The 24,804-nt window shown below is 71.3% G+C and carries 20 protein-coding genes, 1 tRNA gene and 1 other RNA gene; 6 read left to right on the plus strand and 16 right to left on the minus strand.

The annotated features are described in order from the left end of the window. Positions 1-13 precede the first annotated feature (13 nt). From ACFW5B_RS22850 to ffs, 10 genes are all read right to left on the minus strand, one after another. Positions 14-937 (minus strand): SURF1 family protein, encoded by a 924-nt coding sequence (locus ACFW5B_RS22850; RefSeq protein ID WP_386442504.1) that lies wholly within the window; start codon positions 935-937, stop codon positions 14-16. Between the two features lie 58 nt (positions 938-995). Further along, a complete protein-coding gene (locus ACFW5B_RS22855; RefSeq protein ID WP_386442506.1) occupies positions 996-2,588 on the minus strand; it encodes a hypothetical protein in 1,593 nt (530 codons plus the stop codon). After that, positions 2,585-3,247, minus strand: a complete 663-nt coding sequence (locus ACFW5B_RS22860) for a SigE family RNA polymerase sigma factor (RefSeq protein ID WP_386442509.1) — start codon at positions 3,245-3,247, stop codon at positions 2,585-2,587. The genes ACFW5B_RS22855 and ACFW5B_RS22860 overlap by 4 nt, the downstream gene beginning before the upstream one ends. Before the next feature lie 616 nt (positions 3,248-3,863). Next, positions 3,864-4,997: an aspartate-semialdehyde dehydrogenase gene (locus ACFW5B_RS22865; protein WP_386442513.1), complete on the minus strand. Its 1,134-nt coding sequence runs from the start codon at positions 4,995-4,997 to the stop codon at positions 3,864-3,866. Then, positions 4,994-6,265 carry an aspartate kinase gene (locus tag ACFW5B_RS22870; RefSeq protein ID WP_386442516.1) on the minus strand — a complete coding sequence of 424 codons (1,272 nt, stop codon included), beginning with the start codon at positions 6,263-6,265 and terminating at the stop codon, positions 4,994-4,996. Before ACFW5B_RS22870 ends, ACFW5B_RS22865 begins: the two co-directional genes overlap by 4 nt. Positions 6,266-6,612: 347 nt before the next feature. Further along, a complete protein-coding gene (locus ACFW5B_RS22875) occupies positions 6,613-7,275 on the minus strand; it encodes a DUF5063 domain-containing protein (protein WP_386442518.1) in 663 nt (220 codons plus the stop codon). Further along, the gene (gene recR / locus ACFW5B_RS22880; RefSeq protein WP_018089931.1) at positions 7,268-7,867 is read right to left on the minus strand and encodes a recombination mediator RecR; all 600 of its coding nucleotides are present in this window, start codon (positions 7,865-7,867) and stop codon (positions 7,268-7,270) included. The genes ACFW5B_RS22875 and recR overlap by 8 nt, the downstream gene beginning before the upstream one ends. Before the next feature lie 51 nt (positions 7,868-7,918). Beyond that, positions 7,919-8,269: a YbaB/EbfC family nucleoid-associated protein gene (locus ACFW5B_RS22885; protein ID WP_078889642.1), complete on the minus strand. Its 351-nt coding sequence runs from the start codon at positions 8,267-8,269 to the stop codon at positions 7,919-7,921. Between the two features lie 166 nt (positions 8,270-8,435). After that, positions 8,436-11,057 (minus strand): DNA polymerase III subunit gamma and tau, encoded by a 2,622-nt coding sequence (locus ACFW5B_RS22890; RefSeq protein WP_386442523.1) that lies wholly within the window; start codon positions 11,055-11,057, stop codon positions 8,436-8,438. A gap of 45 nt (positions 11,058-11,102) precedes the next feature. Beyond that, positions 11,103-11,201, minus strand: an RNA gene (ffs, locus tag ACFW5B_RS22895) — signal recognition particle sRNA small type. Positions 11,202-11,332: 131 nt separating this feature from the next. Between ffs and ACFW5B_RS22900 the strand changes: the two genes are divergently transcribed. Then, positions 11,333-11,417: transfer RNA gene (locus ACFW5B_RS22900), tRNA-Ser, on the plus strand. A gap of 104 nt (positions 11,418-11,521) precedes the next feature. Here ACFW5B_RS22900 and ACFW5B_RS22905 read toward each other — a convergent pair. Next, positions 11,522-11,941, minus strand: a complete 420-nt coding sequence (locus ACFW5B_RS22905) for a DUF1707 domain-containing protein (RefSeq protein ID WP_386442526.1) — start codon at positions 11,939-11,941, stop codon at positions 11,522-11,524. A 130-nt stretch (positions 11,942-12,071) separates the two neighbouring features. Between ACFW5B_RS22905 and ACFW5B_RS22910 the strand changes: the two genes are divergently transcribed. Beyond that, positions 12,072-12,668, plus strand: coding sequence for a TetR/AcrR family transcriptional regulator (locus ACFW5B_RS22910; protein ID WP_386442528.1), 597 nt, complete (start codon positions 12,072-12,074; stop codon positions 12,666-12,668). 44 nt (positions 12,669-12,712) lie between these two features. Here ACFW5B_RS22910 and ACFW5B_RS22915 read toward each other — a convergent pair whose 3' ends face one another. Together ACFW5B_RS22915 and ACFW5B_RS22920 are read right to left on the minus strand one after the other, a co-directional pair. After that, the gene (locus ACFW5B_RS22915) at positions 12,713-13,939 is read right to left on the minus strand and encodes a VanZ family protein (protein ID WP_386442531.1); all 1,227 of its coding nucleotides are present in this window, start codon (positions 13,937-13,939) and stop codon (positions 12,713-12,715) included. A 121-nt stretch (positions 13,940-14,060) separates the two neighbouring features. Beyond that, positions 14,061-14,468: a hypothetical protein gene (locus ACFW5B_RS22920; protein ID WP_386442534.1), complete on the minus strand. Its 408-nt coding sequence runs from the start codon at positions 14,466-14,468 to the stop codon at positions 14,061-14,063. Positions 14,469-15,114: 646 nt separating this feature from the next. Between ACFW5B_RS22920 and ACFW5B_RS22925 the strand changes: the two genes are divergently transcribed. The 3 genes from ACFW5B_RS22925 to ACFW5B_RS22935 all read left to right on the plus strand — a co-directional run bounded on the left by ACFW5B_RS22925 (position 15,115) and on the right by ACFW5B_RS22935 (position 16,852). Next, positions 15,115-15,468: a hypothetical protein gene (locus ACFW5B_RS22925; protein WP_386442537.1), complete on the plus strand. Its 354-nt coding sequence runs from the start codon at positions 15,115-15,117 to the stop codon at positions 15,466-15,468. A gap of 206 nt (positions 15,469-15,674) precedes the next feature. Next, complete coding sequence (locus tag ACFW5B_RS22930; protein WP_386442577.1) at positions 15,675-16,070, plus strand: DUF6153 family protein; 396 nt, start codon at positions 15,675-15,677, stop codon at positions 16,068-16,070. Between the two features lie 89 nt (positions 16,071-16,159). Further along, on the plus strand, positions 16,160-16,852 hold the full coding sequence (locus ACFW5B_RS22935; protein WP_386442540.1) for a DUF305 domain-containing protein: 693 nt from the start codon (positions 16,160-16,162) through the stop codon (positions 16,850-16,852). Between the two features lie 317 nt (positions 16,853-17,169). On the opposite strand, the gene ACFW5B_RS22940 is transcribed toward ACFW5B_RS22935, so the two are convergent. From ACFW5B_RS22940 to ACFW5B_RS22950, 3 genes are all read right to left on the minus strand, one after another. Continuing rightward, positions 17,170-17,403 carry an SHOCT domain-containing protein gene (locus ACFW5B_RS22940; RefSeq protein WP_386442543.1) on the minus strand — a complete coding sequence of 78 codons (234 nt, stop codon included), beginning with the start codon at positions 17,401-17,403 and terminating at the stop codon, positions 17,170-17,172. A 262-nt stretch (positions 17,404-17,665) separates the two neighbouring features. Further along, entirely contained in the window at positions 17,666-19,321 is a 1,656-nt protein-coding gene (locus tag ACFW5B_RS22945; RefSeq protein ID WP_386442546.1) for an APC family permease, read from the minus strand. A 185-nt stretch (positions 19,322-19,506) separates the two neighbouring features. Further along, positions 19,507-21,531: an ABC transporter ATP-binding protein gene (locus ACFW5B_RS22950; RefSeq protein ID WP_386442549.1), complete on the minus strand. Its 2,025-nt coding sequence runs from the start codon at positions 21,529-21,531 to the stop codon at positions 19,507-19,509. Positions 21,532-22,124: 593 nt separating this feature from the next. Between ACFW5B_RS22950 and ACFW5B_RS22955 the strand changes: the two genes are divergently transcribed. Beyond that, complete coding sequence (locus tag ACFW5B_RS22955) at positions 22,125-24,425, plus strand: ATP-binding protein (protein ID WP_386442551.1); 2,301 nt, start codon at positions 22,125-22,127, stop codon at positions 24,423-24,425. Positions 24,426-24,804: the final 379 nt, after the last annotated feature.

Below are 24,804 nucleotides of genomic sequence, written 5' to 3' on the forward strand. Positions count from 1 at the left end.
CCCCGTAGGCGTTTCAGGCCTTCGCGGCCTGGGCCGCCTCGCCGTTCCCCTGCGCCGGGTCCCGTTCCTGGAGCGACTCCGCGCCGTCCCCCGAGCCCACAGCGTCCCTGGAGCGCCCGCCACTCCCCGGCGCCACACCGTCCTCGTCCCCCACGCCAATGCCCAGCGCCACATCCTTGGCGACCTCGGTGTCGCGGCGGAAGAGGCGGAACCACATGAACACGACGAAGCCGGCGAAGACGAACCACTCGCCGGTGTAGCCGAGGTTCTGGAACGCCTTGAGGTCCAGCCCGCTGCCCTCGGCCGCGGCCGGCGGGACCGCGCGCAGCGGTGCCTGGGTGTCGGTGAGCGTGATCCAGGCGTCGTAGACCTCGTACGGAACGATGTTGACCAGCGACGCCGCGCTGATCATGCCGAGCTGGCCGGGCGCCAGCCCGCCGCCGGCCTGTACGCCGTCGGTGCCCTGGTTCTCGGAGGCCTGCAGCGCGCCGGTGACCGTCACCTCGCCCTTGGGCGGCGCGGGCACCTTCGCCGTGTCGGCCTTGGCGCCGGCGTCGCCGGGCAGCCAGCCCCGGACGACAGGCAGCGCCTTGCCGCCGTCCGTGCGGAGCAGAGTGAGGACGTAGAAGCCCTGCCGCTCGCTGCCCCCGTCCTTCAACGTGCGGGCCGGGACGAGCAGTTGGTGTCCGGTGTCGTAGCGCCCACGAGCGCTGGCCTGGCGGCCGGAGGTGACCTTGTCGACGGGCAGCAGCTGCTCCAGGGGGCGGGCGGCCGCGGTCCTGGCCCGTGCGGAGCGGTCCTCCTGCTGATGGTGGGTGTCGACGCGGTCCTCGAAGCGGCTCAGCTGCCAGCTGCCCATGAAGATGCAGAAGGGAATCGCCAGTACGGCGAAGACGTTGATCCCCCACCACCGCGGGGTCAGCAGGAACCGGTACACGCCCTCAACGGTACGGTGCCCCAGCGGCGCGTCGGCACCGCCCCCTCGCGGTCCGGCCCTACCGGGCCGCCACCGCCTCCGTGCGGTACACCGTCCCCGCGCACGCGTCCGTGACCTTGGCGTCGGCCGCGGCGGGCTCGCCGGCCTCCGGCGTGTGGCTGAGCACGATGCTCCCGGACGCGCCGCCGTCGCCGGAACCGTCGGTGCCGCCGGCCTGGCTGCCGCCGTCACCGGCGGGCGTGGTCCCGCCGTCCGGCGACGGCCCCGGGTCCTTGGAGGCGTCGGGCGTCGGTGTCGGGCCGGGGGTGGCGCAGCCGGTGGTGCCGCCGCCGGACTCCGGAATCCAGGCGAACTTGACCTCGTACGCCTCCCCCGGCTTGAGAACCAGCTGGTCAGGGGTGGTGGCCGGGTCGGGCAGCCCGGTGGCGTCATCGCCCGAGGTGTGGTCGACGACATGGACGCGGTCGGCGTTCGTGGAGCCCTGGGCGACCAGGCCGATGGTGCCGCCGCCCTCGACGGAGCATGTGGCGGCGGACGTGTTGACCACCCGGAACGCGCCGTAGACGCGGCCCGTGGCGTCCGCCGCGCCGACCGTGCTGGTGCCCTGGCCCAGCTGTTCGCGCCCGCAGACCGGCGAGGTGACCTCCATGGTCTCGTCCGGGGCGGGGACGATGCCGCCGCCGGCACCGTGGCCCGCGCCGTTCTTCTCCCTGGCCTTGCCCCGGCCCGCGGGTTCGGCCGCGCCCGGCTTCTCGCCGTACCTGCCGCCCGGCAGCGGACCGGCCTGCTCGGTGCCCTCGCCGTGGGCACCCCCGGTGCCGCCCTGGGGGCGCGGGCTGCCCGCCGCATTGGCGGGCCGCTCCTCGGAGCCGCCTGCGAGGTGGGCCACATGGACCATGGCGGGGATGGACGTACCGCCGAGCAACAGCGCGGCCGCGGCGCCGACGACGGCATGCCGACGGCGCTGACGACGGGCGGGCACGGCCCGGCGCAGCTGCTCCAGCGCGTCCGGCGCGGGTTCGAGGTCGCCCACGCGGGCGTGCAGCAGCCGTCGGAGATCGTCCTCGCCGCCGAAGTCGCCACCGGTGGGGTGGCTGCGGCCGGGGCCGTCGCCACCGCCGTTGCCGGCGCCGCCGCCGAAACCGGAGTCGGTGGGGCCGTCGCTGCCGTACGCATGGCTGCCGGCCTCGTCACCGGCGTCCGCCACACCCTCCGCACCCGCTACCGCACCGTCCGTGACAGCGATGTCATCGCCGATACCGGAAACTTGGCCGGTTTCCACCGCCTGCCCGCGGGGGGTGCCGGGCCGGTCGCCGGCACCCGGCGCACCGTCAGAACGCCCTTGCGCCTCACGCGTCGCGTACAGCCCACCTACCACATCGGCGAGTTGTGCGCGCAGCTCGGCCGGCTCGCCCGGCTCACGCCGTTCCCCCGCGCCGGGAGCCGCACCCGTGCCGGGCGCCTCGTGGGGCCGGGCGTACGGAGTGCCCGGGCGCGCCGATCCGGCCGGGCCGGGACCGTGGGTGTGGTTGCCGCTGTGCTTCATGGGGTCGTTCGAAGTGCTCGGGAAAATCGGGGTGCTCGGGCGGCCCGTGTCGTACGAGCCGCACGTGTCGTGCGGGTGGTGCCGGCCGAACGTCGTGCCACTCATGCCGGAGCCTCCATCGCGACGCGCAGCGCCGCGATGCCACGTGAGCCGTAGGCCTTCACGGAACCGAGCGATATGCCGAGCGTCTCGGCCACCTGCGCCTCGGTCATGTCGGCGAAGTACCGCAGCACCAGCACTTCGCGCTGCCGGCGCTGCAGCCCCCGCATCGCCTTGATCAGCTGGTCCCGCTCCAGCAGGTCGTACGCGCCCTCCTCGGCGCTCGCCATGTCGGGCATCGGCTTGGAGAGCAGCTTGAGCCCGAGGATGCGGCGACGCAGCGCGGAGCGCGAGAGGTTGACGACGGTCTGCCGGAGGTAGGCCAGGGTCTTCTCGGGTTCGCGCACCCGCCCGCGCGCGGAGTGCACACGGATGAAGGCCTCCTGGACGACGTCCTCGCAGGAGGCGGTGTCGTCGAGGAGCAGTGCGGCGAGACCGAGCAGCGAGCGGTAGTGCGCGCGGTAGGTCTCGGTGAGGTGGTCGACTGTGGTGCCCGCTGCCATCGCGTCGTCAGTGTCCCCACGCTGCGGGGGAATCTGTGCGGGACGTGTGGTGGGCCAGGGGGCGATCACCGGCATGCCCCCGGACACACGGGGGCGCGGTGGGTGCACTGCCGCGCCGGCTGCGCCCGCTGGGGCGATGGTGAATCCGAGTACCTCTGCCACGCCTGTTGGACACGCTTCCCCCTATAAGGGTTGTACGCGCAAGGCACCGCTTTTGACGATGCATTCAATGCCCTCATGCGTACCAGCTCTTCCTGAATGCCCTGATTGCCCCTACGCGAAGACCCCGACGCCCAAGGGCTCACCTTGTGGCCCGCGGGCACCCCGGGGCCACCCCTGAGGGCAGCCACAAAGACGCGCCCCGCCCAACTGCCGGTTGCAGTGCGCGGGGAGCGAATGGTCGAACGGATCGTCAGCCCAGATCAAGGGGTGTGGACCGGCGATTCGCTCACAGAATCTTCACACGCTCCGCCAAGTATCTCCCAGGCACTGAGTGCACGACGGCCGAACCCACCAAGTCACCCACCGGTACCGGCCATCACGGAATGCGGACCAACCGGGCACGGAGGCGGTGAAAGACCAGGACGCCGAACCCCCGGCACCGAGCCGCCAGTTCACCGAACCAGCAACGTGGCACCACAGCAACGTGGCACCACAGCAACGCGGCACCACAGCAACACAGCGCCCCGACCCGGCAGCAGCGCGGGGTCCCCACAACGCACCGGCGCAGCCTGCACCCAAGACAGTAAGCCCCCAGGCAATGGCCCCCCGCCGCGCCCTACCCCCGGAGTTCGGCCGCCACCAGTTCGCCGATCTGCGCCGTGTTCAGCGCAGCGCCCTTGCGCAGATTGTCCCCGCACACGAACAGTTCCAGCGCCCGCGGATCGTCCAACGAACGCCGCACCCGCCCGACCCAGGTCGGGTCCGTGCCGACGACATCGGCGGGGGTCGGGTACTCGCCCTCGGCCGGGTCGTCGCTGAGGACGACGCCGGGGGCCGCGGCCAGGATCTCGTGCGCGCCGGCGACCGTGACCTCGTTCTCGAACCGGGCGTGCACGGTCAGCGAGTGGGTGGTGATGACCGGGACCCGTACGCAGGTCGCGGTGACCGGCAACTCCGGCAGCCCCAGGATCTTGCGGGACTCGTGCCGGATGCTGAGTTCCTCGGAGGACCAGCCGTCCTCCTGGAACGAGCCGGCCCAGGGCACGACGTTGAGGGCGATCGGCGCCGGGAACGGCCCCAGGGTGTCGCCGACGGCCCGCCGCACATCGCCGGGGGTGTGCCCCAGCTCCGTGCCGGACACCGCGGACAGCTGGGACCGCAGGGTGTCGACGCCTGCTTTGCCCACCCCGGAAACGGCTTGGTACGAGGAGACGATCAGCTCGCTCAGCCCGTACTCGGCGTGCAGTGCGCCCAGCGCGACGATCATCGAGAGCGTGGCGCAGTGCGGGTTGGCGATGATGCCGCGCGGGCGGACCCGGGTGGCGTGCGCATTGACCTCGGGCACGACGAGGGGCACGTCCGGGTCGAGCCGGAACGTGCCCGCGTTGTCGATGACGACCGCGCCCCGGGAGACCGCGACCGGCACCCACTGTGCGGAGACCTCGTCGGGGACGTCGAACATCGCGACGTCGATACCGTCGAAGGCCTCCTCGCTCAGCGCGACGACCTCGGCCTCGGCGCCCCGCACGGTCAGCTTGCGGCCGACCGGGCTCCGGTCGTCCCCCGTCGCGGGGAGGTCGATCAGCCGGATCTCGCCCCAGATGTCGGCCCGCTCGGACAGGATGCCCAGGAGGACCGAGCCGACGGTGCCGGTGGCACCGACGACGGCGAGCTGCGGCTTGGCGGCCGTACGGGCGTCCGTCCTCAGCGTGTCAGCCAAGGACGGACGGCCCGCTTCGGCCGGAATCATCGACCGGTGCCGCCATAGACCACGGCCTCGTCACTGTCGGTGTCGAGACCGAAGGCGGTGTGCACGGCGCACACGGCGTCGTTGACGTCATCGGCACGGGTGACGACCGAGATGCGGATCTCGGAGGTCGAGATGAGCTCGATGTTCACGCCCGCGTTCGACAGCGCCTCGAAGAACGTGGCGGTGACGCCGGGGTTGGTCTTCATCCCCGCGCCGACCAGCGAGATCTTGGCGATCTGGTCGTCGTAGCGCAGCGAGTCGAAACCGACCGCGGCCCGGGTCTTCTCCAGGGCGGCCACGGCCTTGCGGCCCTCCGTCTTGGGAAGCGTGAACGAGATGTCGGTCAGACCGGTCGACGCGGCGGACACGTTCTGCACGACCATGTCGATGTTGACCTCGGAGTCCGCGATCGCACGGAAGATGCGCGCGGCCTCGCCCGGCTTGTCCGGGACTCCGACGACCGTGACCTTCGCCTCGGAGGTGTCGTGTGCGACGCCCGAGATGATTGCCTGCTCCATCGGCTGGTCCCCTTGCGGTTCGTTGCTGACCCAGGTGCCCTTCAGTCCCGAGAAGGACGAGCGGACATGGATCGGGATGTTGTAACGGCGTGCGTACTCGACGCACCGGTGCAGCAGCACCTTGGAGCCGGAGCTGGCCAGCTCCAGCATGTCCTCGAAGGAGATCCAGTCGATCTTCCGGGCCTTCTTCACGACCCGCGGGTCGGCGGTGAAGACACCGTCCACATCGGTGTAGATCTCACAGACGTCGGCGTCCAGGGCGGCCGCCAGCGCGACGGCGGTCGTGTCCGACCCACCGCGCCCCAGCGTCGTGATGTCCTTCTTGTCCTGGGACACACCCTGGAATCCGGCGACGATGGCGATGTTGCCCTCGTCGACGGAGGTCTTGATACGGCCCGGCGTGACATCGATGATCCGTGCCTTGTTGTGCACGGAATCGGTGATGACACCGGCCTGGCTACCGGTGAAGGACTGCGCCTCGTGACCGAGGTTTTTGATCGCCATCGCCAGCAGGGCCATGGAGATCCGCTCTCCGGCGGTCAGCAGCATGTCGAACTCGCGCCCCGACGGGATCGGGGACACTTCCTGCGCGAGATCGATCAGCTCGTCCGTCGTGTCGCCCATCGCCGAAACCACCACGACAACCTGGTTGCCGTTCTTCTTGGCCTCGACGACTCGCTTGGCAACGCGCTTGATGCCCTCGGCATCCGCAACGGATGAGCCGCCGTACTTCTGCACGACAAGGCCCACGTGCGCTCCTCGCAACTGTCTCTTCGGGAGTTTCCTCCCGGACCCCCGGAAATGGGGGTACTGCGGTCGGCTCAGTCTAACGAGCAAGCGGTCTCCGCCCCGCTGATACCACATCGTGAGACGTGGGGCTCAACCACTGATCACGGCAGTTTCTCCGTGATCACCTGGCTCGGGAGTTCCACGTCCCGCGGCGGATGATCCACAAGGCGCACCGTCGCGCCCGCTCGGCGAGCACATGCCCGCTCCGAACCGGTACACACGGAAACGTAACCCAGGTCACAGGCTCCGGGCGCGGCGAGGGCACCCGTGGAGGCGGAGAATTCCGCTCCGCCGCGCGCTCCCCGGGCTCACATCCCCCGCAGCCCCAGCGGCCCGGCGATCTCGGCCGCCATGACCTTTCCGGCCTCCTCGGCGAGCCGCTCCTCGTCGGCGCTGACGCCGCTGTCGGTGTCCAGGCCGTCCAGCTCGTCCAGCGGCTGGTCGAGGCGTACGTGGGCGACCAGCGACTGCAGCGCGCGCAGCGCGGCGGAGGCGGTCGGGCCCCAGTTGGAGAGGTAGGAGAACTGCCACCACCACAGGGCCTCGCTGACCCGGCCCGCGCGGTAGTGCGCCAGGCCGTGCCGCAGATCGGTGATGATGTCGGCCAGGTCGTCGGAGATCCGGCTGGCGACCGGCTCGCTGCGCGGCACATACGGGTCGAAGACCTCGGAGTACACGTCCACCGGGTCGAGGAGGTTCGCGAAGCGCTCGCGCAGCTCGTCGACGTCCGGCTCCGGGCCGGTGTCCGGCTCGTACCGCTCGTCGGGGACGAAGTCCTCGTGCGCGCCCAGACGGCCGCCGGTGAGCAGCAGCTGGGAGACCTCCAGCAGCAGGAAGGGCACCGCGCTGTCCGGCTCGTCACCCTTGGCGACTTCCGTCACCGCGACGATGAAGCTCTCGATCGAATCGGAGATCGATACGGCGAAGTCGTCCGGGTCCTGTGTCGCGTTGTGCAGCGTGGCATCAGACATCGAGAAGTCTCCTCCCTTCGAAGGCCCGCCCCAGCGTGACCTCGTCCGCGTACTCCAGATCGCCGCCGACCGGCAGTCCGCTCGCCAGTCGCGTCACTCTCAGGCCCATGGGTTTGATCATGCGGGCCAGATACGTGGCCGTGGCCTCGCCCTCCAGATTCGGGTCGGTGGCCAGGATCAGCTCGGTGACGGTTCCGTCCGCGAGCCTGGCCAGCAGTTCCCTGATCCGCAGGTCGTCGGGGCCCACGCCCTCGATCGGGCTGATCGCCCCACCGAGGACGTGGTAGCGACCGCGGAACTCGCGGGTCCGCTCGATCGCCACGACGTCCTTGGGCTCCTCCACGACGCAGATGACCGCCGGATCGCGCCTCGGGTCCAGGCAGACCCGGCACTGCTCCTCCTGCGCCACATTGCCGCAGGTACCGCAGAACCGGACCTTCGCCTTGACCTCCATCAGCGCGTTCGCGAGCCGGCGGACATCGGTCGGCTCGGCCTGAAGAATGTGGAAGGCGATCCGCTGCGCGCTCTTGGGACCGACACCGGGCAGCCTGCCCAGCTCGTCGATCAGGTCCTGGACCACGCCTTCATACACGGAACGTCTTCTTTCTCTTCTGCCGTGATGCGTACGCTAGTTGGCTGCTCCTCAGAAGGGGAGACCGGGGATTCCGCCACCGCCCAGACCCTGGGCGAGCGGGCCGAGCTTCTGCTGCTGGAGCTGCTGGGCACTGGCGTTGGCGTCCCGGACCGCCGCCAGCACGAGGTCGGCGATCGTCTCGGCCGTCTCCTCCGCGGAGTCGGTGTCGACCGCCTTGGGGTCGATGACCAGGCCCTGGAGCTCTCCGGAGCCGGTCACCGTCGCCTTGACCAGACCGCCGCCCGCGGAACCCTCGACGGGTGTCTCCGCCAGTTCCTGCTGGGCTGCCGCGAGGTCCTGCTGCATCTTCTGGGCCTGCTGAAGCAGCTGCTGCATATTGGGCTGACCACCGGGGATCACGACGTGACTCCTGCCATACGACAACGATTGGTGCGGTAGCCCGAGCCTACGTGTTTCACGGGCCCCGCGCCCTACGCCGGAGGGAGGAGCGCGGGTGTACGCCCGGCGTACGCGCGGTGACCCACTGCCGCCCCTCCGCACCCGTCTACGGAGTGCCGCCGGGCGCCTACTCGTTGTTGAACTCTTCCAGCACCGTCGCGCCCAGCTCCCGCACGATCAGGTCGTGTCCGCTGAGCGCGGAGTCGACGAGATCGGCGTCGTCCTCGGCCGGCATGTCGTACTCGATGGACGTCGGGGGCTCCGGGGCGCGGTACGCGGGCTCTGCCGCGGGCGCGCTCTGCCCGCCGCCCGCGGACGACGGTGCGGACACCGCTTCCCGGGCCCTCCGCGCAGCCTGGCTTCCGCCGCCGCCGGTGTTGCCGGTGCCGCTGCCGCCGTCCTGCCCGTACTGCCCACCGGACGACGGGGGCGCCGACGGGCCGCCCTGCTGGGGCGGGGACTGCGGGGCGCCCTGCTGAGGCGCGGCGGGCGCACCGCCGCCGAAGCCGCCGCCCCCTCCACCACCGAAGCCGCCACCGCCGCTGCGGGGGGCGCCGCCGGCCGCCGGACCGGCGCCGCCCGACGGATCGACGATCGCCTCGACCCGCCACTTCACCTGGAACCGCTCGGCCAGCACGTCCTTGAGCACGTCCTCGCTGCCGCCGTTGGCAAAGCTGTCACGGGCCCCGGCATTGGGGAAGCCGATCTGGAGGGTGGTGCCGTCGAAGCCGGAGACCTGGGCGTTCTGACTCAGCAGGATCCATGTGAAACGGCGGCGGTCCTTCACCGCTTCCAGGATGTCCGGCCACATCTGCCGCACCTGGGCGGCACCCTGCGCCGCCCCCGGGGCCGCACCGGCCGCCGACGGCTGAGGGGACGGGGTCGCGGGCGACGGCGCACCGGCCGGGGGTCCGGACGGCGGCCCGGCCTGCGGCCCGGACGCGGCGGGTGATGCGGGGGGCGGCGCGGCGGACGCTCCGCCCGGTGGTGCCTGGGGTGCCTGGGGTGCCTGGCCGCCCTGCCCCGGCGCCACGGCCGTGGGCCAGCCGCCGGGCTGCCGTCCGGCACCGCCGTTGCCGCCCGCCGGGGCGCCGCCGGCAGCCTTGCCCGTACCTCCGGGCCAGGCCCCGGGCCGCGCGGCCGGCGCGCCGCCCTGGGCACCGTGCGCAGCATCCGCCGGGCCGCCCTGGGGCGCCCCCGCGCCCCCACCGTCGCCCGGCTGCTGCCCACCACCGGGATGGGCCCCCGGCCCACCGGGCGCCCCGGCACCAGCGGTCGGCCCGCCGGGCGCATTCGCACCGGCCATCGGCCCACCGGGCACACCGGCACCGCCCGTCGGCGCCGCCGGGGCGGCAGCCGGAGCCCCGGCCCCGCCGGCCGGTCCACCACTCACCGCGCCCCGCACCGCGGCCCGCGCGGCGGCGGGCCCGGACGGCCCGGCCGGCATCGGCGGATGCGCCTCCGGGCCCGGCACATAACCGGCCGCGGGCCCACCACCGGACGCCACCACGGGGGCGCCCCCGGGCCCGAGGTCGCCCCCGTGGCCCGCACCGCCGCCCGTGCCGCCGCCCCCGCCCAGCAGCGCCGCGCCCGCGCCGCGCTCCAGACGGTCCAGCCGCGCCTGCACCGACCGCTCGTCGTCGTACGCCGCGGGCAGCAGCACCCGGGCACAGATCAGTTCCAGCTGGAGCCGCGGCGAGGTCGCCCCGCGCATCTCCGTCAGCCCCGCGTTGACCAGGTCGGCGGCCCGGCTCAGCTCGGCCGCCCCGAAGACGGACGCCTGCGCCGTCATCCGTTCCACGACATCCGCGGGGGCGTCGATCAGCCCCTTCTCCCCCGCGTCCGGCACGGCCGCCAGGATCACCAGGTCCCGCAGCCGCTCCAACAGGTCCGCGACGAAGCGCCGCGGGTCGTTGCCGCCCTCGATGACCCGGTCCACGACCTCGAAGGCCGCCGCGCCGTCCCCCGCCGCGAACGCCTCCACGATCGAATCCAGCAGCGACCCGTCGGTGTACCCGAGCAGCGCCGTCGCCATGGCATACGTCACACCGTCCGCACCGGCACCGGCGAGCAGCTGGTCCATCACGGACATCGAGTCCCGCACCGACCCGGCACCGGCCCGCACCACCAGCGGCAGCACCCCGTCCTCGACCGGGATCTCCTCCCGCCCGCACACCTCTGCCAGGTACTCCCGCAGCGTCCCCGGCGGCACCAGCCGGAACGGGTAGTGGTGCGTACGCGACCGGATGGTCCCGATGACCTTCTCGGGCTCGGTGGTCGCGAAGATGAACTTCAGATGCTCCGGCGGCTCCTCGACGACCTTCAGCAGGGCGTTGAAGCCCGCCGAGGTCACCATGTGCGCCTCGTCGATGATGTAGATCTTGTAGCGGCTGCTCGCCGGCCCGAAGAAGGCCTTCTCCCGCAGCTCACGGGCGTCGTCCACGCCACCGTGCGACGCCGCGTCGATCTCGATCACATCGATCGAGCCCCGGCCGTTCCTGGCCAGGTCCACACACGACTGGCACGTCCCGCAGGGCGTGGGGGTGGGACCTTCCTCACAGTTGAGGCAGCGCGCCAGGATCCGCGCACTCGTCGTCTTGCCGCAGCCGCGCGGGCCACTGAACAAATAGGCGTGGTTGACCCGGTTGTTCCGCAATGCCTGCTGCAGCGGATCGGTCACGTGCTCTTGCCCGATGACCTCGGCGAAGGTCTCGGGCCGGTAGCGGCGGTACAGCGCAAGGGACGACACGCATACGACGATATCGGCCCGCACCGACAACCGACGGGCCCCGTAAACGCAAGCGCCCCCCACGCACCCGCCAGAGCCGACCTACCCTTGCTGCCTTCCGGCCCTGGGGGAGTTCAGTCAGATAGCGCCACGTGAGGGGCTGAGCACCACAGTAGCGGATCCCCCGCCCAAGAAACGAACCCGGACCCCGTCCCCGGACCCGCTCACTCCCCCCGCCGGCCCCTCCCCGGGATCATGGTCGCGAGCACTCCCCAACGTCTTGTATTGTTTGCGGCGGAGGATTCGCCTAGTGGCCTAGGGCGCACGCTTGGAAAGCGTGTTGGGGGCAACCCCTCACGAGTTCGAATCTCGTATCCTCCGCCGGCAGAAGGCCCGGACCGCTCGACGGTCCGGGCCTTCGTCGCGTTCGGGGCCGCTGGTCGCGCAGGACCTGCGGGATTCATCTACCGGGGTGGCGCGGGCCGTTACGCGTCGCAGTCGCCCCCCTCCCCGCCGCGCGGCCACACCGCGATGGCTACCAAGACGGCCGCCCAGACCCCCAGCGGCAGCATGGGCCAGTAATACGTCAGCTCGTGCTTGCGGAGGCAGTTCACGCCCCAGACCGCCGACATGATCACCGCGCCGCCGAGCCAGTGGCGCCACTCCTCCAGCCACTCCCGCAGGTCCTTGCGGTCACGTTCCCGCGCGGACAGCTCGGGCGCGGGGAGGTCCGCGGTCACTGCGGCGAGTTCCGTAGCGGTGCGCACCTGGAGCACCTGCCGTGCGCGGTGCGCGTGTTCGTCCGCGTCCAGCCGGCCCTCGGTGAGCGCGGTGGCCAGCAGGTCGAGCGCGCGGTCGCGGTCGCGGTCCCCGATCCGCAGGGCAGGTTCGCGTCGTTCGTCCACGGTGCACCCCTTTCGTCCTGGCCGCGGTCGACGCGGTCGGATTTTGGAATACGACCGTATCTCAAAAAGAGTACGAGCGTATTCTGACGGCGGAAGGACGGGGCGGGAGCGAGGCGAGGAGTCGTACGGCGTGCCCAAGACGGTGGACCGGGACGAACAGCGGCGGCAGATCGGGGCCGCCGTATTGCGCCTCGCCTCCGAGCAGGGGCTGGACGAGGTCAGCGTGCGCACGGTGGCCGCCGCGAGCGGCCGCTCGCCGGGAGCCGTCCAGAAGTACTTCCGCACCAAGGACGAGATGCTGACCTTCGCCGCCGAACTGGCCGGCGAACGCATCGAGCAGCGGATGGCCGCCGTCGACACCGGCCTCCCGCCGCGTGAGGCGCTCCGCGCCCTCGTCCTCACCACCCTGCCGCTGGACGCGGAGCGCCGCGCCGAGGCCGCCGCCCAGCTCGCCTTCGCCGGACGCGCGGCCCACCACCCCGGACTCGCCGCGGTCCGCCGACAGGTCGACGAGGATGTCCGTGGTGCCCTCGCCCACTGGCTGGCGTCCGCCGGACACGGCAGCGGCCCGGAACCGACCGCGGACCACCTGGCCCGGGCCGACGCTGTGATCGCCCTCTCCGACGGGCTGGCGCTGCGGCTGCTGTACGCACCCGACGAGCAGGAGGCGCTGCTCCGCGCCCTGGACCATGCCCTGGATGCGCTGATGGCGCCGGCTTGTCCGTAGTGGGCGGTGCCGTACCGGACGCCTTCCTGTCGGGCCGGGCGCGGTCAGCTCTGTGTGGCGCCGTCGTGGATGGGGTCCGGTGAGACCCGTGCGCCGGTGACGGCATCGAGGAAGACCGTGGAGTCGGCGCGTTTCCCGGGGCCCGGTGCGAGGGCGACCATCCATACCGGGCGCCAGGCGTGATCGACGCGTTGGGCGAGCAGCTTGACGGGATGTGCGACCTCGCCGGGGGCTCCGCGTTCGGCCCGCTTTTTCGCGGCAGCCTTTGTGACAGTTGCCTTCGGGAGGTCGGGGTCCTTTGTGCTTCGTGCCGCCATGCTGGTGACACGGCCGGCGGGCGAGATGCTCACATCCAGTCGCATCGGCATCATCACCCCGTGCACATAACGGCGGTAACTCAGCACCTGCGGGCCCCGCTTACCGCGCAGCGCGGTGACGGTGGCCTCGGCGCCCCTGATCTCGCCGGCGAACCACTTCTTCGCGAAGCGTTCTCCGGCCGCGCGGATCTCGGCCGCGGAAAGAGAGCCGGTGCCGCTCTCCCCCCTTTTCGGGGTGAGCCGTTCGAGCTTTCGCTCAGGCCAGAGGGCGACGACGGTTCCCCGCGATGTTTCGGCCTCCAGGCGCCAATGGCCGCCCGGCAGCTTTGTGCTGGAACTCTGAACGGTGTGCGCTTCCTTGCCGTACAGCTCGGACACCGTCCGTTGCAGCCAGGCGTCCTGCGCGTGCAGGGCGGTCGCTCTCGCCCGCAGGCGCTGTGATTGCGCTTCCGAGTGGACCGGTTTGACGGCGATGGCGAAGGAGGCGGTGAGCAGCAAAGCTCCCAGCGCGCCCGCGCACGCACCCCACACCGCGTCTTTGCCTGAGAAGGGCGGACGGCGCTTGTGGACCCACAGGATCGCGGTTCCCAGGGCTACGCCGAGAATGCCCCCCAGAGTGTTCGCCTTGATGTCGTCGAAACTGCACGCGCGGCCCAGATCCGTCCACGACTGCAGCAGCTCGATACCGCACGTCAGCGTCAGAGTTCCGGCAAGGGTCACGACAGGACGCCGGAACAGCAGTACGGCGAGACAGCTCACCGGGACGAAGAGCGCGATATTGAGACGCGCCGACCCGGAAGCCAGGAACGACCCCACGGGCAGGCCGACATCGCAGATGCCGGCCTGCCCGGAGCCTCCGTCTCCTGGCATGAGAGTCACGGTGAGCACGCCGGCCAGGGCCACGGCGAACAGCAGCGCCAGACTGACGGATGCGCCCCTGGCCTTCGCCAGCACGGCCGACGGAACTCCCAGTATCAGCGCGGTGACCAGGAGAGCCGGAATCAGGCCGGGCAGCGCGCCGATGGATGATTCGATCACCAGGTCTGTCTTTCAGGAGTCGGCGGAGGGGATTGCCCTAGCAGAGGTGCTCGACCCAGGGTGTTTCGTACCAGCTGCCGTTCGCAATCATCACACCGACGGCCTTGCAGTCCGATGCATCACTCACCGGAAGCACCCAGCCGGCCTTGATCGAGTGCCCCTTCTTGACCGTCCTCACCTTGCCCTTCACGACAATGTCATCCGTGTGGAGTTGCAGCTGCGCCGTCACGGGACCGCCGCCGCTCTTGGTGTACTTGATGCCCGTGAAGAACTTCGAGGAGGACTGGCCGATTTCGCGCCCGTTACGGGCTTCGAAGTAGAGCCTGCCATTGTCCAGCTTGGTGCTCGTCGAGCCGCCGGCGTATGCCGCGGTGGCCCCCATGGCAGCTACCAGCGCTCCGCCGACAGCAATGCCTCGAAGCGTCTTCCGTGAAAAGAAATTCACGTGCATCTCCCCCTTGTTTTCGGCACCTCAATAGTCGGACGAGATGCCGCATTCCCCGAATTCGGTAAGCACCACAGGAGCGCTTGACCATGAGATGACCTTATGGGGAAAGAACTTGCCGGGCAAGGGATTTCGAGCGGCGCGTGGGCAGTTGAGTCAATTCCGGTGCAGAATCAGCCAGGAGCAAAAACGTTCGCATAACTGCCGGCGGCAACGTCTCGGACGGGGTCACTTCTGCGGGCACGGCGGCCCTGCACGCAGCCTGGACCTGCCGACACGCATCGGAACAGTGCCCCCAACTGCACCATTCACACCGCACGGATCGCTATTGGCCGGATATCCTTTGTCCGAATCGCCACCCAAGACCCTCACTCCCGAAGAAGTGCGGCTACCGCACCTGTGACCGGCCACCGATGCCGTGATCATGACGCCACCGGAAGGCCCCGCGCGCTCGGGCTTCCGTCAACTCCCGCTTCGGGTAAGGAAATCGGCCGACACCGGACCATTCCGCAAAAGAAAGGGAAACCGACGAAAGGCGGCGCACTGGTCTCGCCTGAAACCAGACGGTCACCGATGATGCCAAGTGGTTATCGAATCGCAGGCGTGAGCAGGGTTTCGGGTACCCGGCCCCGGCAATCAAGGAGACATGAACAACACCCACGAACCCATGCCCCCGAACAACTCTTACGACGGCTACGGCACCTATGAGCGCAACCGGTCCGGTGTCGGTGCGAATCGGACCGCGCTGCTCATTCACACAATCGGGGACGTGGCCGCCGGTTTCCTGGGCCTGTGGATCCTGCTGTACCTGCTCGAAGCGAACCAGGGAAACGTCTTCGTCGGATTCGTCCACGGCGTGGCCGATGCACTCTCCTGGTGGTCGCAGGACATCTTCACGATGGACAACGAAGGGGTGCGGGTTTTCCTCAATTACGGTCTGCCTGCGGGGATTTACCTGCTGCTGGGGCACGGGATCGCGGCTCGGGTTCGCCGCGTCTGAGTGCATGGCGCCCCTCGGTGGGGCTGCTCAAGGGTCCGTGATCAGGCCGAGCGGACGACGAAGCGGAAGCGGACGCAGCGGTGGATGCGGACGTGGAGGTGGAGGCGGACGGGGACGCCGTGAGGTCGCGGGCCCTCTGTGGGGGGCGAATTGGTGTGGGAGCCGCCCGTTCGTGCGCTTCGCCCACTGCCTAGCATGAAGGGGTGATGCCCAGCCGCCCGTACGTTCCTCCACGGCCCGCCGCCCGGCGGTGGCGTGTGCTGTGCGTACTGGGGCTGCTGGTGGGCCTGCTGGGCATGCACGGGCTCGGTCCCGCCGGCGCCGTGTCCCCTTCCGTGCACGGTCACCGCATGACCGTGGTGGCCGACGCCCATGCGCACTGCCCAGGGGACGGCGACTGCGGCGGCAGCGGGCATCTCCATCACGCGGACCCGTCCTGTGCGTCCGCCGCGCTGCACGGGCCGCCCGTCCTCCCGGCCCTGGCCCCGTCCCTCGGCTGCCCCGTACCGCCCGCCGACGCGACCGGCGCCGGCGAACCGGACAAGCGGGACGGCGGGCGGGCGCCGCCTTCTCTGGCCGAACTCCAACTCCTGCGGATCTAGGAACACCACGACGGCACGGACGCCCCGTTCAAGGGCGCGGTGCCGCCGTCCGGCATGCCCTGATACCGCTGATTTCCAGGAGTTCACCCATGAAGTCCACCCGTCCGTTCACGCGCCGCCTCGCACTCGTGGCCGCAACCGCCGCCTCCGCGCTGGTGCTGGCCGCCTGCGGCGGCAACGACAGCGGCAGCCACTCCGCGCACCGCTCCCCGTCGGCGTCCGGCTCCTCGGCCGGCGCCTCGGCCCCGGCCGGCTCGCACAACGCGGCCGATGTGGCGTTCGCGAAGGGGATGATTCCGCACCACCGGCAGGCCGTGGAGATGGCCGACCTGGCCGCCACCCGAGCCTCGTCGAGCGAGGTGAAGGAGCTCGCCGCCAAGATCAAGCAAGCGCAGGACCCGGAGATCAAGACCATGTCCGGCTGGCTGACGGCCTGGGGCGAGCAGGTGCCGAAGGAGATGCCGCACGACATGCCCGGCATGGACCACTCCGACGGCGCCGGCCACTCCGGCGGCTCCGAGCACTCCCCTGGGCCGGGGATGGATCATTCGGCCATGCCCGGGATGATGAGCGCGCAGGAGATGACCGCGCTCAAGAAGAAGTCGGGCAAGGACTTCGACAAGTCCTTCATGGAGATGATGGTCGGGCACCACGAGGGCGCGGTGAAGATGGCCCGCACCGAGAAGGCGAAGGGTGCCTACGGTCCCGCGAAGACGCTCGCCGATGCCGTGATCAAGGCCCAGGAGGCGGAGATCGCGCAGATGAACAAGCTGTTGGGGTAGGGGTGAGCTGAGGGGCGGTTGGCTGCTCGGTGGCCGTGGTGGCTCACCCGGTTAGGGCCTTGGCGAGCGCCGATGGCGTCCCGTCGCCGCCCGTGCTGGTTCGTCACCGCCGGCTGCAGGCCGCAACCACGGGCGGCCGACCGAAAACACGGGCCGGCACCACAGGCGGCCCGTACCCCGGCCTCCGCCTGACCGTGGTCCGCCGGGCTTCGTGCAGACGGCGGGCGACGGTCAGGCGCCGGGTCGGTCAGGCATCGGGTCGGCCAGGCGCCGGGTCGGCCAGGCGCCGGCGTCGGTGCGGAACCGCCCGCCGCCCCTCAAGGCGAGCGCCAGCCCGGTGGAGCGCCCCTGAGGGTGGCCAGCCGGCGCCGGTACTCCTCTTCGTCGATCTCGCCTCTCGCGTAGCGCTCCGCGAGGATCTGCTCGGGGCCGGATACCCGGCGGCTGCCCGGGGGCTCGCCGTGGCCGGGGCCCGAGCGGCCCAGGGCGCGGACGATCAGCAGGGCGATGACGAAGAGCAGCGCCAGGAACAGGAACAGGCTGATCGACATCGCGAGCCAGGCCCATCCGCCGCCATGGTGGCCGTACCAGCACCACATCGACCTCCACCTCCCGCGCGACTCGGGGTGCGGCATGCGGGCACCGGGCCCGCGCCCTTCCATGGTCCCTCGGTCCGGGGCGGGGGGCCATGGGTCGGCGGGCGGCGGGAGGGAGCGCCTGGGTGCGGAGTCAACTGCTGTCGCCGCCGAACTCGCACCGCCCCTCGATGAGTTCACCGCCGGTGGCGCTGTTGCGCAGCGCCCCCCTTGCCCCTCACCGCCCCGCCTCCGGCCCCTCCGGTACCGACTCGCCCGTTTCCTCGTGTTGTACGGCGTCGGCGACTTCCTCGGGGGGCATCGCGAGGCGTACGGCGGTGTAGTGGATGGCGAGGCTGAAGACGATCACGATGACCAGGTCCCACCAGTCGGGGAGGGTGCCGGTGCCGCCGTAGCGGCCGAAGCGGGCGATGAGGATCATGCCGCCCAGCCAGGGCCATACCCAGAGGGCGGACCGGGCGTGGAGGCCGGCGCGTTCGGCGGCCGGGATGCCGCGGCGGGTGAGGGCGAGGAAGACGAAGCCGAGCGCGGCGGCGATGCCGAGTTTCCAGTCCGCCTCGTAGCCGGACCAATAGAAGATCAGGTTGGCGAAGACGAAGCCCAGGGGGGCCAGCACCCCTCCGGCGGGCAGTCGGTAGGGGCGGTTGCGGGCGCCGTCCCGTACGCGGAGGGCGGCCAGCGAGACCGGGGCGAACGCGTACATGATCGCCGCGGCCGAGGTGACCAGGCCGACCAGGGCCTGCCAGCTGGGGAACGGCAGGAAGGCCAGCTCGCCGACGACGAAGGCGAGGAGGGTGGACACGACGGGGACCCGGCTGCGGCCGACCTGGGTGAGCGGCCGGGGCAGCACCCGCTCGCGGCCCATGGCGTAGGAGAGCCGGGCGGCGCCCGCCATGTAGACGAGGCCGGTGCCCGCCGGGGAGATGACGGCGTCGACGTAGAGGATGGTCGCCAGCCAGCCGGCGCCGATGGCGGTCGCCAGGGTGGCGTAGGGGCCGAAGTTGCCCGCCCCTACGGGGTTGTCCCAGCCGCGGGCCAGGGCGTCGGGGTTCAGGGCGGCGATGAAGGCGATCTGGAGCAGCAGGTAGAGCGCGGTGCCGACGGCCATGGCCACGACCACCGCCCGGGAGATGTCGCGCTGCGGGTCGCGGGCCTCACCGGCCAGCTGGATGGCCTGCTCGAAGCCGAGCAGCGCGAAGACCACTCCGGCGGGCAGGGCCGCGAAGACGCCGTGTGCCCCGTGCGGGGCGAAGCCGCCGCCCGCGGTGAAGTTCTCGGGGTGGAAGGCCAGCGTCATCAGGACCACGACGGTCAGCAGGGGGACGGCCGTCTTGAACACGGCGGTGACCGAGTTGATCCCGGACATCAGCCGGACGCCGAGGACGTTGATGACCGTGAAGAGCATCATGAAGACGGTGCCGATCACCAGGCCCGCGGTGGTGAGGGTGCCGTTGGGGTTCAGCAGGTCCACCCGGTCGTGGACCCAGCCGATGCGGTCCAGGTACGAGAGCGTGGCCTCGACCTCGATGGGCGAGATCAGCACCGACCGCAGCCAGGACATCCAGCCCGCGGTGAAGCCGGTCAGCGGGCCGAAGGCGAAGAACGGGAAGCGGGCGGTGCCGCCCGCGATCGGGTAGGTGGCGCCCAGCTCGGCGTGGGCCAGCGCGAGCACGGCGAGCATGGTCGCGGCGAGCAGCCAGGAGATCAGCGACGCCGGTCCGGCGATGACGGCGGTGGTGAGCGCGCCCAGCAGCCAGCCGGAGCCGATGATCGATCCCAGGGAGAGGAACATCAGCCCCCAGAACCCGACCGCCCGGCGCAGATGGCGGGTCTCGCCTGCGCTCGCACTCCCCGCTACGGCTGGCTTGCTCACACGCGCTCCTGGTTCACCGAGCCATCTTCGTCCGGGGACACGGACCTCGCGCCGGTGGCGCGCGGTGCGTCGCCCATATACGGAGAGTAAACGCAGGGAGACCGGTCAGGTTCCGGTTTGGGCGGCGAGTTCCCTCGTCGGGCCGTGTGGCGGGCCATGTGGCCGCCCGCGGGCGGCGTGGCCGACTACTGGCGGTGAGTGGCCGAGGGGTGCGCGAGGGGGTGCGGGGAGCCGTTGCGGGGCGGTGGGTGGGCGTGGAACAGGGTGGCGTAGAGGCCCCGGCGGGCGAGGAGTTGGGGGTGGGTGCCCGTCTCCACCAGGCGCCCTTCGTCCAGGACGAGGATGCGGTCCGCTTCCGCGGCGAGGTCCAGATCGTGGCTGATCACGATGGTGGTGCGGCCCTCGGCGAGGCGCCGTAGTGGCGCGAGGATGTGCTGGGTGGCCAGGGTGTCGAGGCCCGTCGTGGGCTCGTCGAGGATGAGTACGGGGGCGTCGCGGAGCATGGCCCGTGCGATGGCGACGCGCTGGAGCTGGCCACCGGAGAGCCGCGAGGTGCCGGGCGCGATGACGGTGTCGTAGCCGTCGGGGAGGGCGGCGATGAACCCCTCGGCGTCGGCCGCGCGGGCGGCGCGGACCACGTCCCCGTGGGTGACCTCCGGGCGCCCGCAGGCGATGTTCTCCTCCACGGTGTCGTGCAGGACCAGGGTCTCCTGGGGCAGCAGCGTGACGTTGCGGCGGAGCCGGGCGAGCGGCATGCGGTTGACGGGGATGCCGTCGAGCCGGATGCTGCCGGCGTCCGGGTCGTAGAACCGCAGCAGCAGCGCGGCGAGCGTCGACTTGCCCGCGCCGCTGGGGCCGGTGATGACGACCAGTTCCCCGGGCACCGCCATGAACGAGAAGTCCTGGAGGACCTCGTGCGCGCTGTTGGGGTAACGGAAGTGGACCCGGCACGCCTCGACCGCGCCGACCGCGCGGTCCGGTGCCGGGACGATGACGGCGTCGTCCGGGTCGGTGACGGCGGGCCGGGCGTCGAGGATCTCCAGCAGCCGTTCGGAGCCGGCGGTCGCCTCGGTGACCGTCAGCCCCAGCTGGCCGAGGTCGCGGATCGGCGGGTAGAGGTAGCCGATGAACGCGGCGAAGGCCAGCAGCTCGCCGAGCGTCATCCGCCCCGCGGAGATCTCCCATGCGCCCAGGCCGATGATCGCCAGCACGCAGAGGGTTTCGAGGACCTCGACGATCTGGTCGTACAGCTCGTTGAGGCGGGCACTGGTCACCGACGCCCGGAACCAGCCGCGGGCCTCCCGCCGGAGCCGCTCCTGCTCGTCGTACTGCCGGTTGTAGGCCTGCGTCAGGACGACGTTGACCAGGCCTTCCTCGACGACGGAGGTGATGGCGCCGTCGGCCGCCCGCTCCCGGCGGGAGACCTCCTTGACCCGGCCGGTGAAGCGGCGGGTGGCGATCACGAAGAGCGGGGCCAGGGCGAAGGTCACCAGGGCCATGTCCCAGCGCAGCCAGAACGCGGCGCCGGCGTAGAAGATGATGCCGAAGACGGCGGTGGCCGCCTGGACCAGGCCGGAGACCACCAGCTGCTCGATGGCGTCCACGTCGCCGGTCATCCGCTCGACGAGGTCACCGCGGCGGTTGCGCTGGAAGAAGTGCGGCGGCAGCTTCTGGAGATGGGCGAAGACGCGGGCCCGCAGCCGCATCACGAAGCGCTCGGCCGTCCAGGCGGCGAGCGAGTTGCCCAGATACCCGACCACGCCGCCGGTGACGGCCACGCCCAGCCACAGGGCGGCCGGTTTCCAGAAGGCGCTGACCGAGCCCTTCTGGAGCGCGTTGTCGGTGAGTTCGGCGAAGACCAGGATGGCCACGGTCTCCGTGAGGGCGGCCACGATGGCGCAGAGACAGACCAGGACGATCCAGCGCCGGTCGCCCCGGGTCAGCGGCCAGAAGCGGCGTACGGATTCCTTGAACCCCACCCGCCTGGTGCGGATCGGGGCGGCGGCCACCAGGCCGCTCCGCAGGACTCGGTCGGCACCGGGGTCCAGGGGCGGCCGGCCCGCTGTCCGCTGCCCGGCCGCGCGGCCGGCGGGTGCGTCACCGTCCTGCTGCGCCAGGGACGAGCCCGCCCCAACAGGCGGTGGTTCGGTGCCTCGTTGAGGCGACGCCGCTCGGCGCTCCGCGCGCCGGCGCGAGATGCGGAGGGGCATCGTCGCTCCTCATATCCTCGCTGCTCGGGCGGTGGGCCGGGGCCGGAACGGGCCCCTCACACCGACGAGGCGGACCCGCGCGGTACGCGAGTCTGCCTCGGACTCAGGGTTTTGAGTCAGTGGTAACGACGCCTGCGCAGATACCTGCGTCCGCGCCTCCTGCGACGCCGACGGCGGCCGTGGTGGTCGTGGTCGTAATCGTCGTCGCCGTGCCTGCGCCTTCTCGGGAAGACATTCCGGAAGCTCATTCTGCCTCCTAGACTTTGTTCCTTGTTTATCGAACCGTTACCAGCTCGACAACTCCCAAGCTACGACGCTCACCTGTATCCAACAAGCCGATTTGCGTGAAAATTCAGACATAAGCCAAGATTCTTCTCAATCGCCTCAAAGAGTGCCGAGTTGTCACTCTCCGCACACTGTGCGCGAGGGAGGGCGCGAACGCCGGTCCGGGCACCCGCAGCGGGGGGCGGGGGGGGGCCCCGGGGGGGCGGCGGGCCCCCCCCCCCCCCCCCCACGCCTCGTCCGCCCGATACCGGATATACCGGCCCGTACACGTGTTTGCCCGCCGTATCGGGGGCGGCTAGGGTCGGAGCATGGGCGGTCACGTGCAGGAGGCGGGCACCCTGCCTGCGGAAATGACCCGGTTCATCGGGCGGCGGCGTGAGCTGACCCAGGCCCGGGCGCTGCTCTCGCGCGGCCGCCTGGTGACCCTGACCGGGCCCGGCGGGATCGGGAAGACCCGGCTGGCGCTGCGCCTGGCCGCCGACGTACGACGGTCCTTTCCCGGCGGGGTCTGGCTGGTGGAGCTGTCCGCACTGGCGGACGGGGAACAGGTCGCGCAGACCGTCGCGGCACGGCTGAGGGTCGGCCGTGAGGCGCTGAGCGACCCGCTGCCCCGCCTCGTGGAACACCTGGCCGGCCGGCGGATGCTGCTGGTGCTCGACAACTGCGAGCAGGTCCTGGACGGCTGCGCGGAGCTGGTGGCGGCCCTGCTGGCGCGCTGCCCCGAGCTGCTGGTGCTCGCGACGAGCCGTCAGGCCCTGTCGGTGGGCGGAGAACAGGTCTTCCCGGTGCCGCCGATGATGCTCTCCGGTCCAGCGGGATCCGCGGAACACGGTGAAGCGGTGGCCCTGTTCGCCGATCGTGCCACCGCCGTTCGGCCGGACTACACACTCACCTCGCAGAACGCCGCGGTGGCCGAGGAGATGTGCCGCCGCCTGGACGGGGTGCCGCTGGCGATCGAACTGGCAGCGGCCCAGATGCGGGTCCTGTCGGCGCCGCAGATCCTCAGCCGCCTCGACGACCGCTTCCGGCTGCTCGGCACCGGGCCGCGGACCGCCCCACCGCGCCAGCGTGCCCTGCGGGCGGCGATCGACTGGAGCCACGACCTGTGCACGCGCCAGGAGCAACTGCTGTGGGCGCGGCTGTCGGTGCTATCCGGCGGATTCGACCTGGAAGCGGCCGAACACCTCTGCTCCAGCGGGGGAATCGACCGGCACGATGTGCTCCCCCTGATCACCGGCCTGGTCGACAAGTCCGTGCTGACCTGCGAGGAGCAGGGCACGCGAATGCGCTACGGCATGCTGGACACGCTGCGCCACTACGGGCAGGAGCAGTTGGCCGCCTCGGGTGAGGAGCCCGCGCTGCGTGCCCGGCACCGGGACTACTACCACCAGATGGCCCGGCAGGCCGAGGCCGAATGGTTCGGGCCGGACCAGATGCACTGGTTCACCCGGCTGCGCATCGAACACGCCAACTTCCAGGCGGCCCTCGCCTCCACGACCGGCGAGCCGGGCCAGGCACCGGTGGCGATGGGCCTGGCGGCTGCCCTGTGGAGCCACCCGCTCGGTTACGGGTCCTTCCACGAGGGCCGCCGATGGCTCGGCCAAGCCCTCGCCCTCGACGACGGGCCCGGCCTGCCCCGCGCCCGGGCGCTCTTCGTCGACGGGCTGGTGGCCGTGCTCCAGGGAGACCTCCGCGCCGCACAGACACGGCTGAAGGAATGCCGCGCCATGGCGGAAGTCCTGGGAGAACAACAGGAGCTGGCCCGGGGCACGCTGCATCTCGAAGGGCTCGTGGCCCTTTTCCGAGCGGACTTCCCCCACGCGATCGTGCTGCTCGGCGAGGCCTTCACCCGGCACCAGGCCGCCGGAGACGCCGGCAGTGCCGCCGTCGCCGCCTGCATGCTCACGAGTGCCTGCGTCAATGTCGGTGACCCGAACGCCACCCTGCACGCCGAGCGGTTCCTCGCGCTGTGCGAGGAGCACGGTGCCGCGTGGTCGCGCACCCATGCCCTGTGGGCCCTGGGCCTGGACCACTACCGGCGCGGGCTGCACCGGCGGGCGGCCACCCTGGTGCGGCAGGCGCTGCGGGACAAGCCCCTGTCCTACGACCAGTGCGGAGTGGCGCAGTGCCTGGAGGTCCTGGGGTGGTGCGCGGCCGCCGAGGGGCTCTTCGAACGGGCCGCGACGCTGATGGGCGCGGCCGACGCGGCATGGCAGGTCGCCGGCTCCACGCTCACCGGACTGGGCCATCTCCAGACCGGCCACCAGAAGTTCGAGGCACGGCTGCGCAAGGAACTGGACGCCGCCGCCTTCGACACCACCACCCGGGCGGGCCGGGCCCTGACCCTGGAGCAGGCCGTCGCCTACGCCCTGGACGACTCCACTCCCACCGCTCCACCGCCGCCCGCACCGGAGGCGTCCGCGCCCCTGACCCGCCGCGAACGAGAGGTCGCCGGCCTGGTCGCCGACGGCATGACCAACAAGGAGATCGCGGCGCGGCTGACCATCTCCCGGCGCACCGCGGAAGGACACGTGGACCGCATCCTGACCAAGACAGGCTTCACCTCCCGCGCGCAGATCGCCGCCTGGGTCGCCGCACACCGACCCTGACCGCGCGGGAAGACACCCACGCGCCGACCCTGCGATGAAGGGAAAGGACCTCAACGCCCTTCACGGCACGGCGCGACGCCGGCCTGAGCCACTTCGAGTACCAGGTGATGGCCGGGCTCTCCATGGTCCCCGAGCGCACCCTGCGGATGAGCGAGCTCGCCGCGTTCACCGAGGGTTCCCTCACCCCTGGCTGTCCCAGGTCGTCGGGCGGCCGGAGAAGCGCGGCTGGGTACGCCGTAACCCCGACCCCACCGACGGCCGCCACACCGGATGCGGTCGCCGGCCAGGTAGCCGATTGCGGACAACGGATGGTCGCCGCCTGATTCGGATAAGGCGGAGCGCCGATGGAGCCTACGGTTTCGAAGAAATCGGGTGCTCT

The sequence above is a fragment of the Streptomyces sp. NPDC058773 genome, assembly GCF_042746015.1.
Taxonomy (GTDB): domain Bacteria; phylum Actinomycetota; class Actinomycetes; order Streptomycetales; family Streptomycetaceae; genus Streptomyces.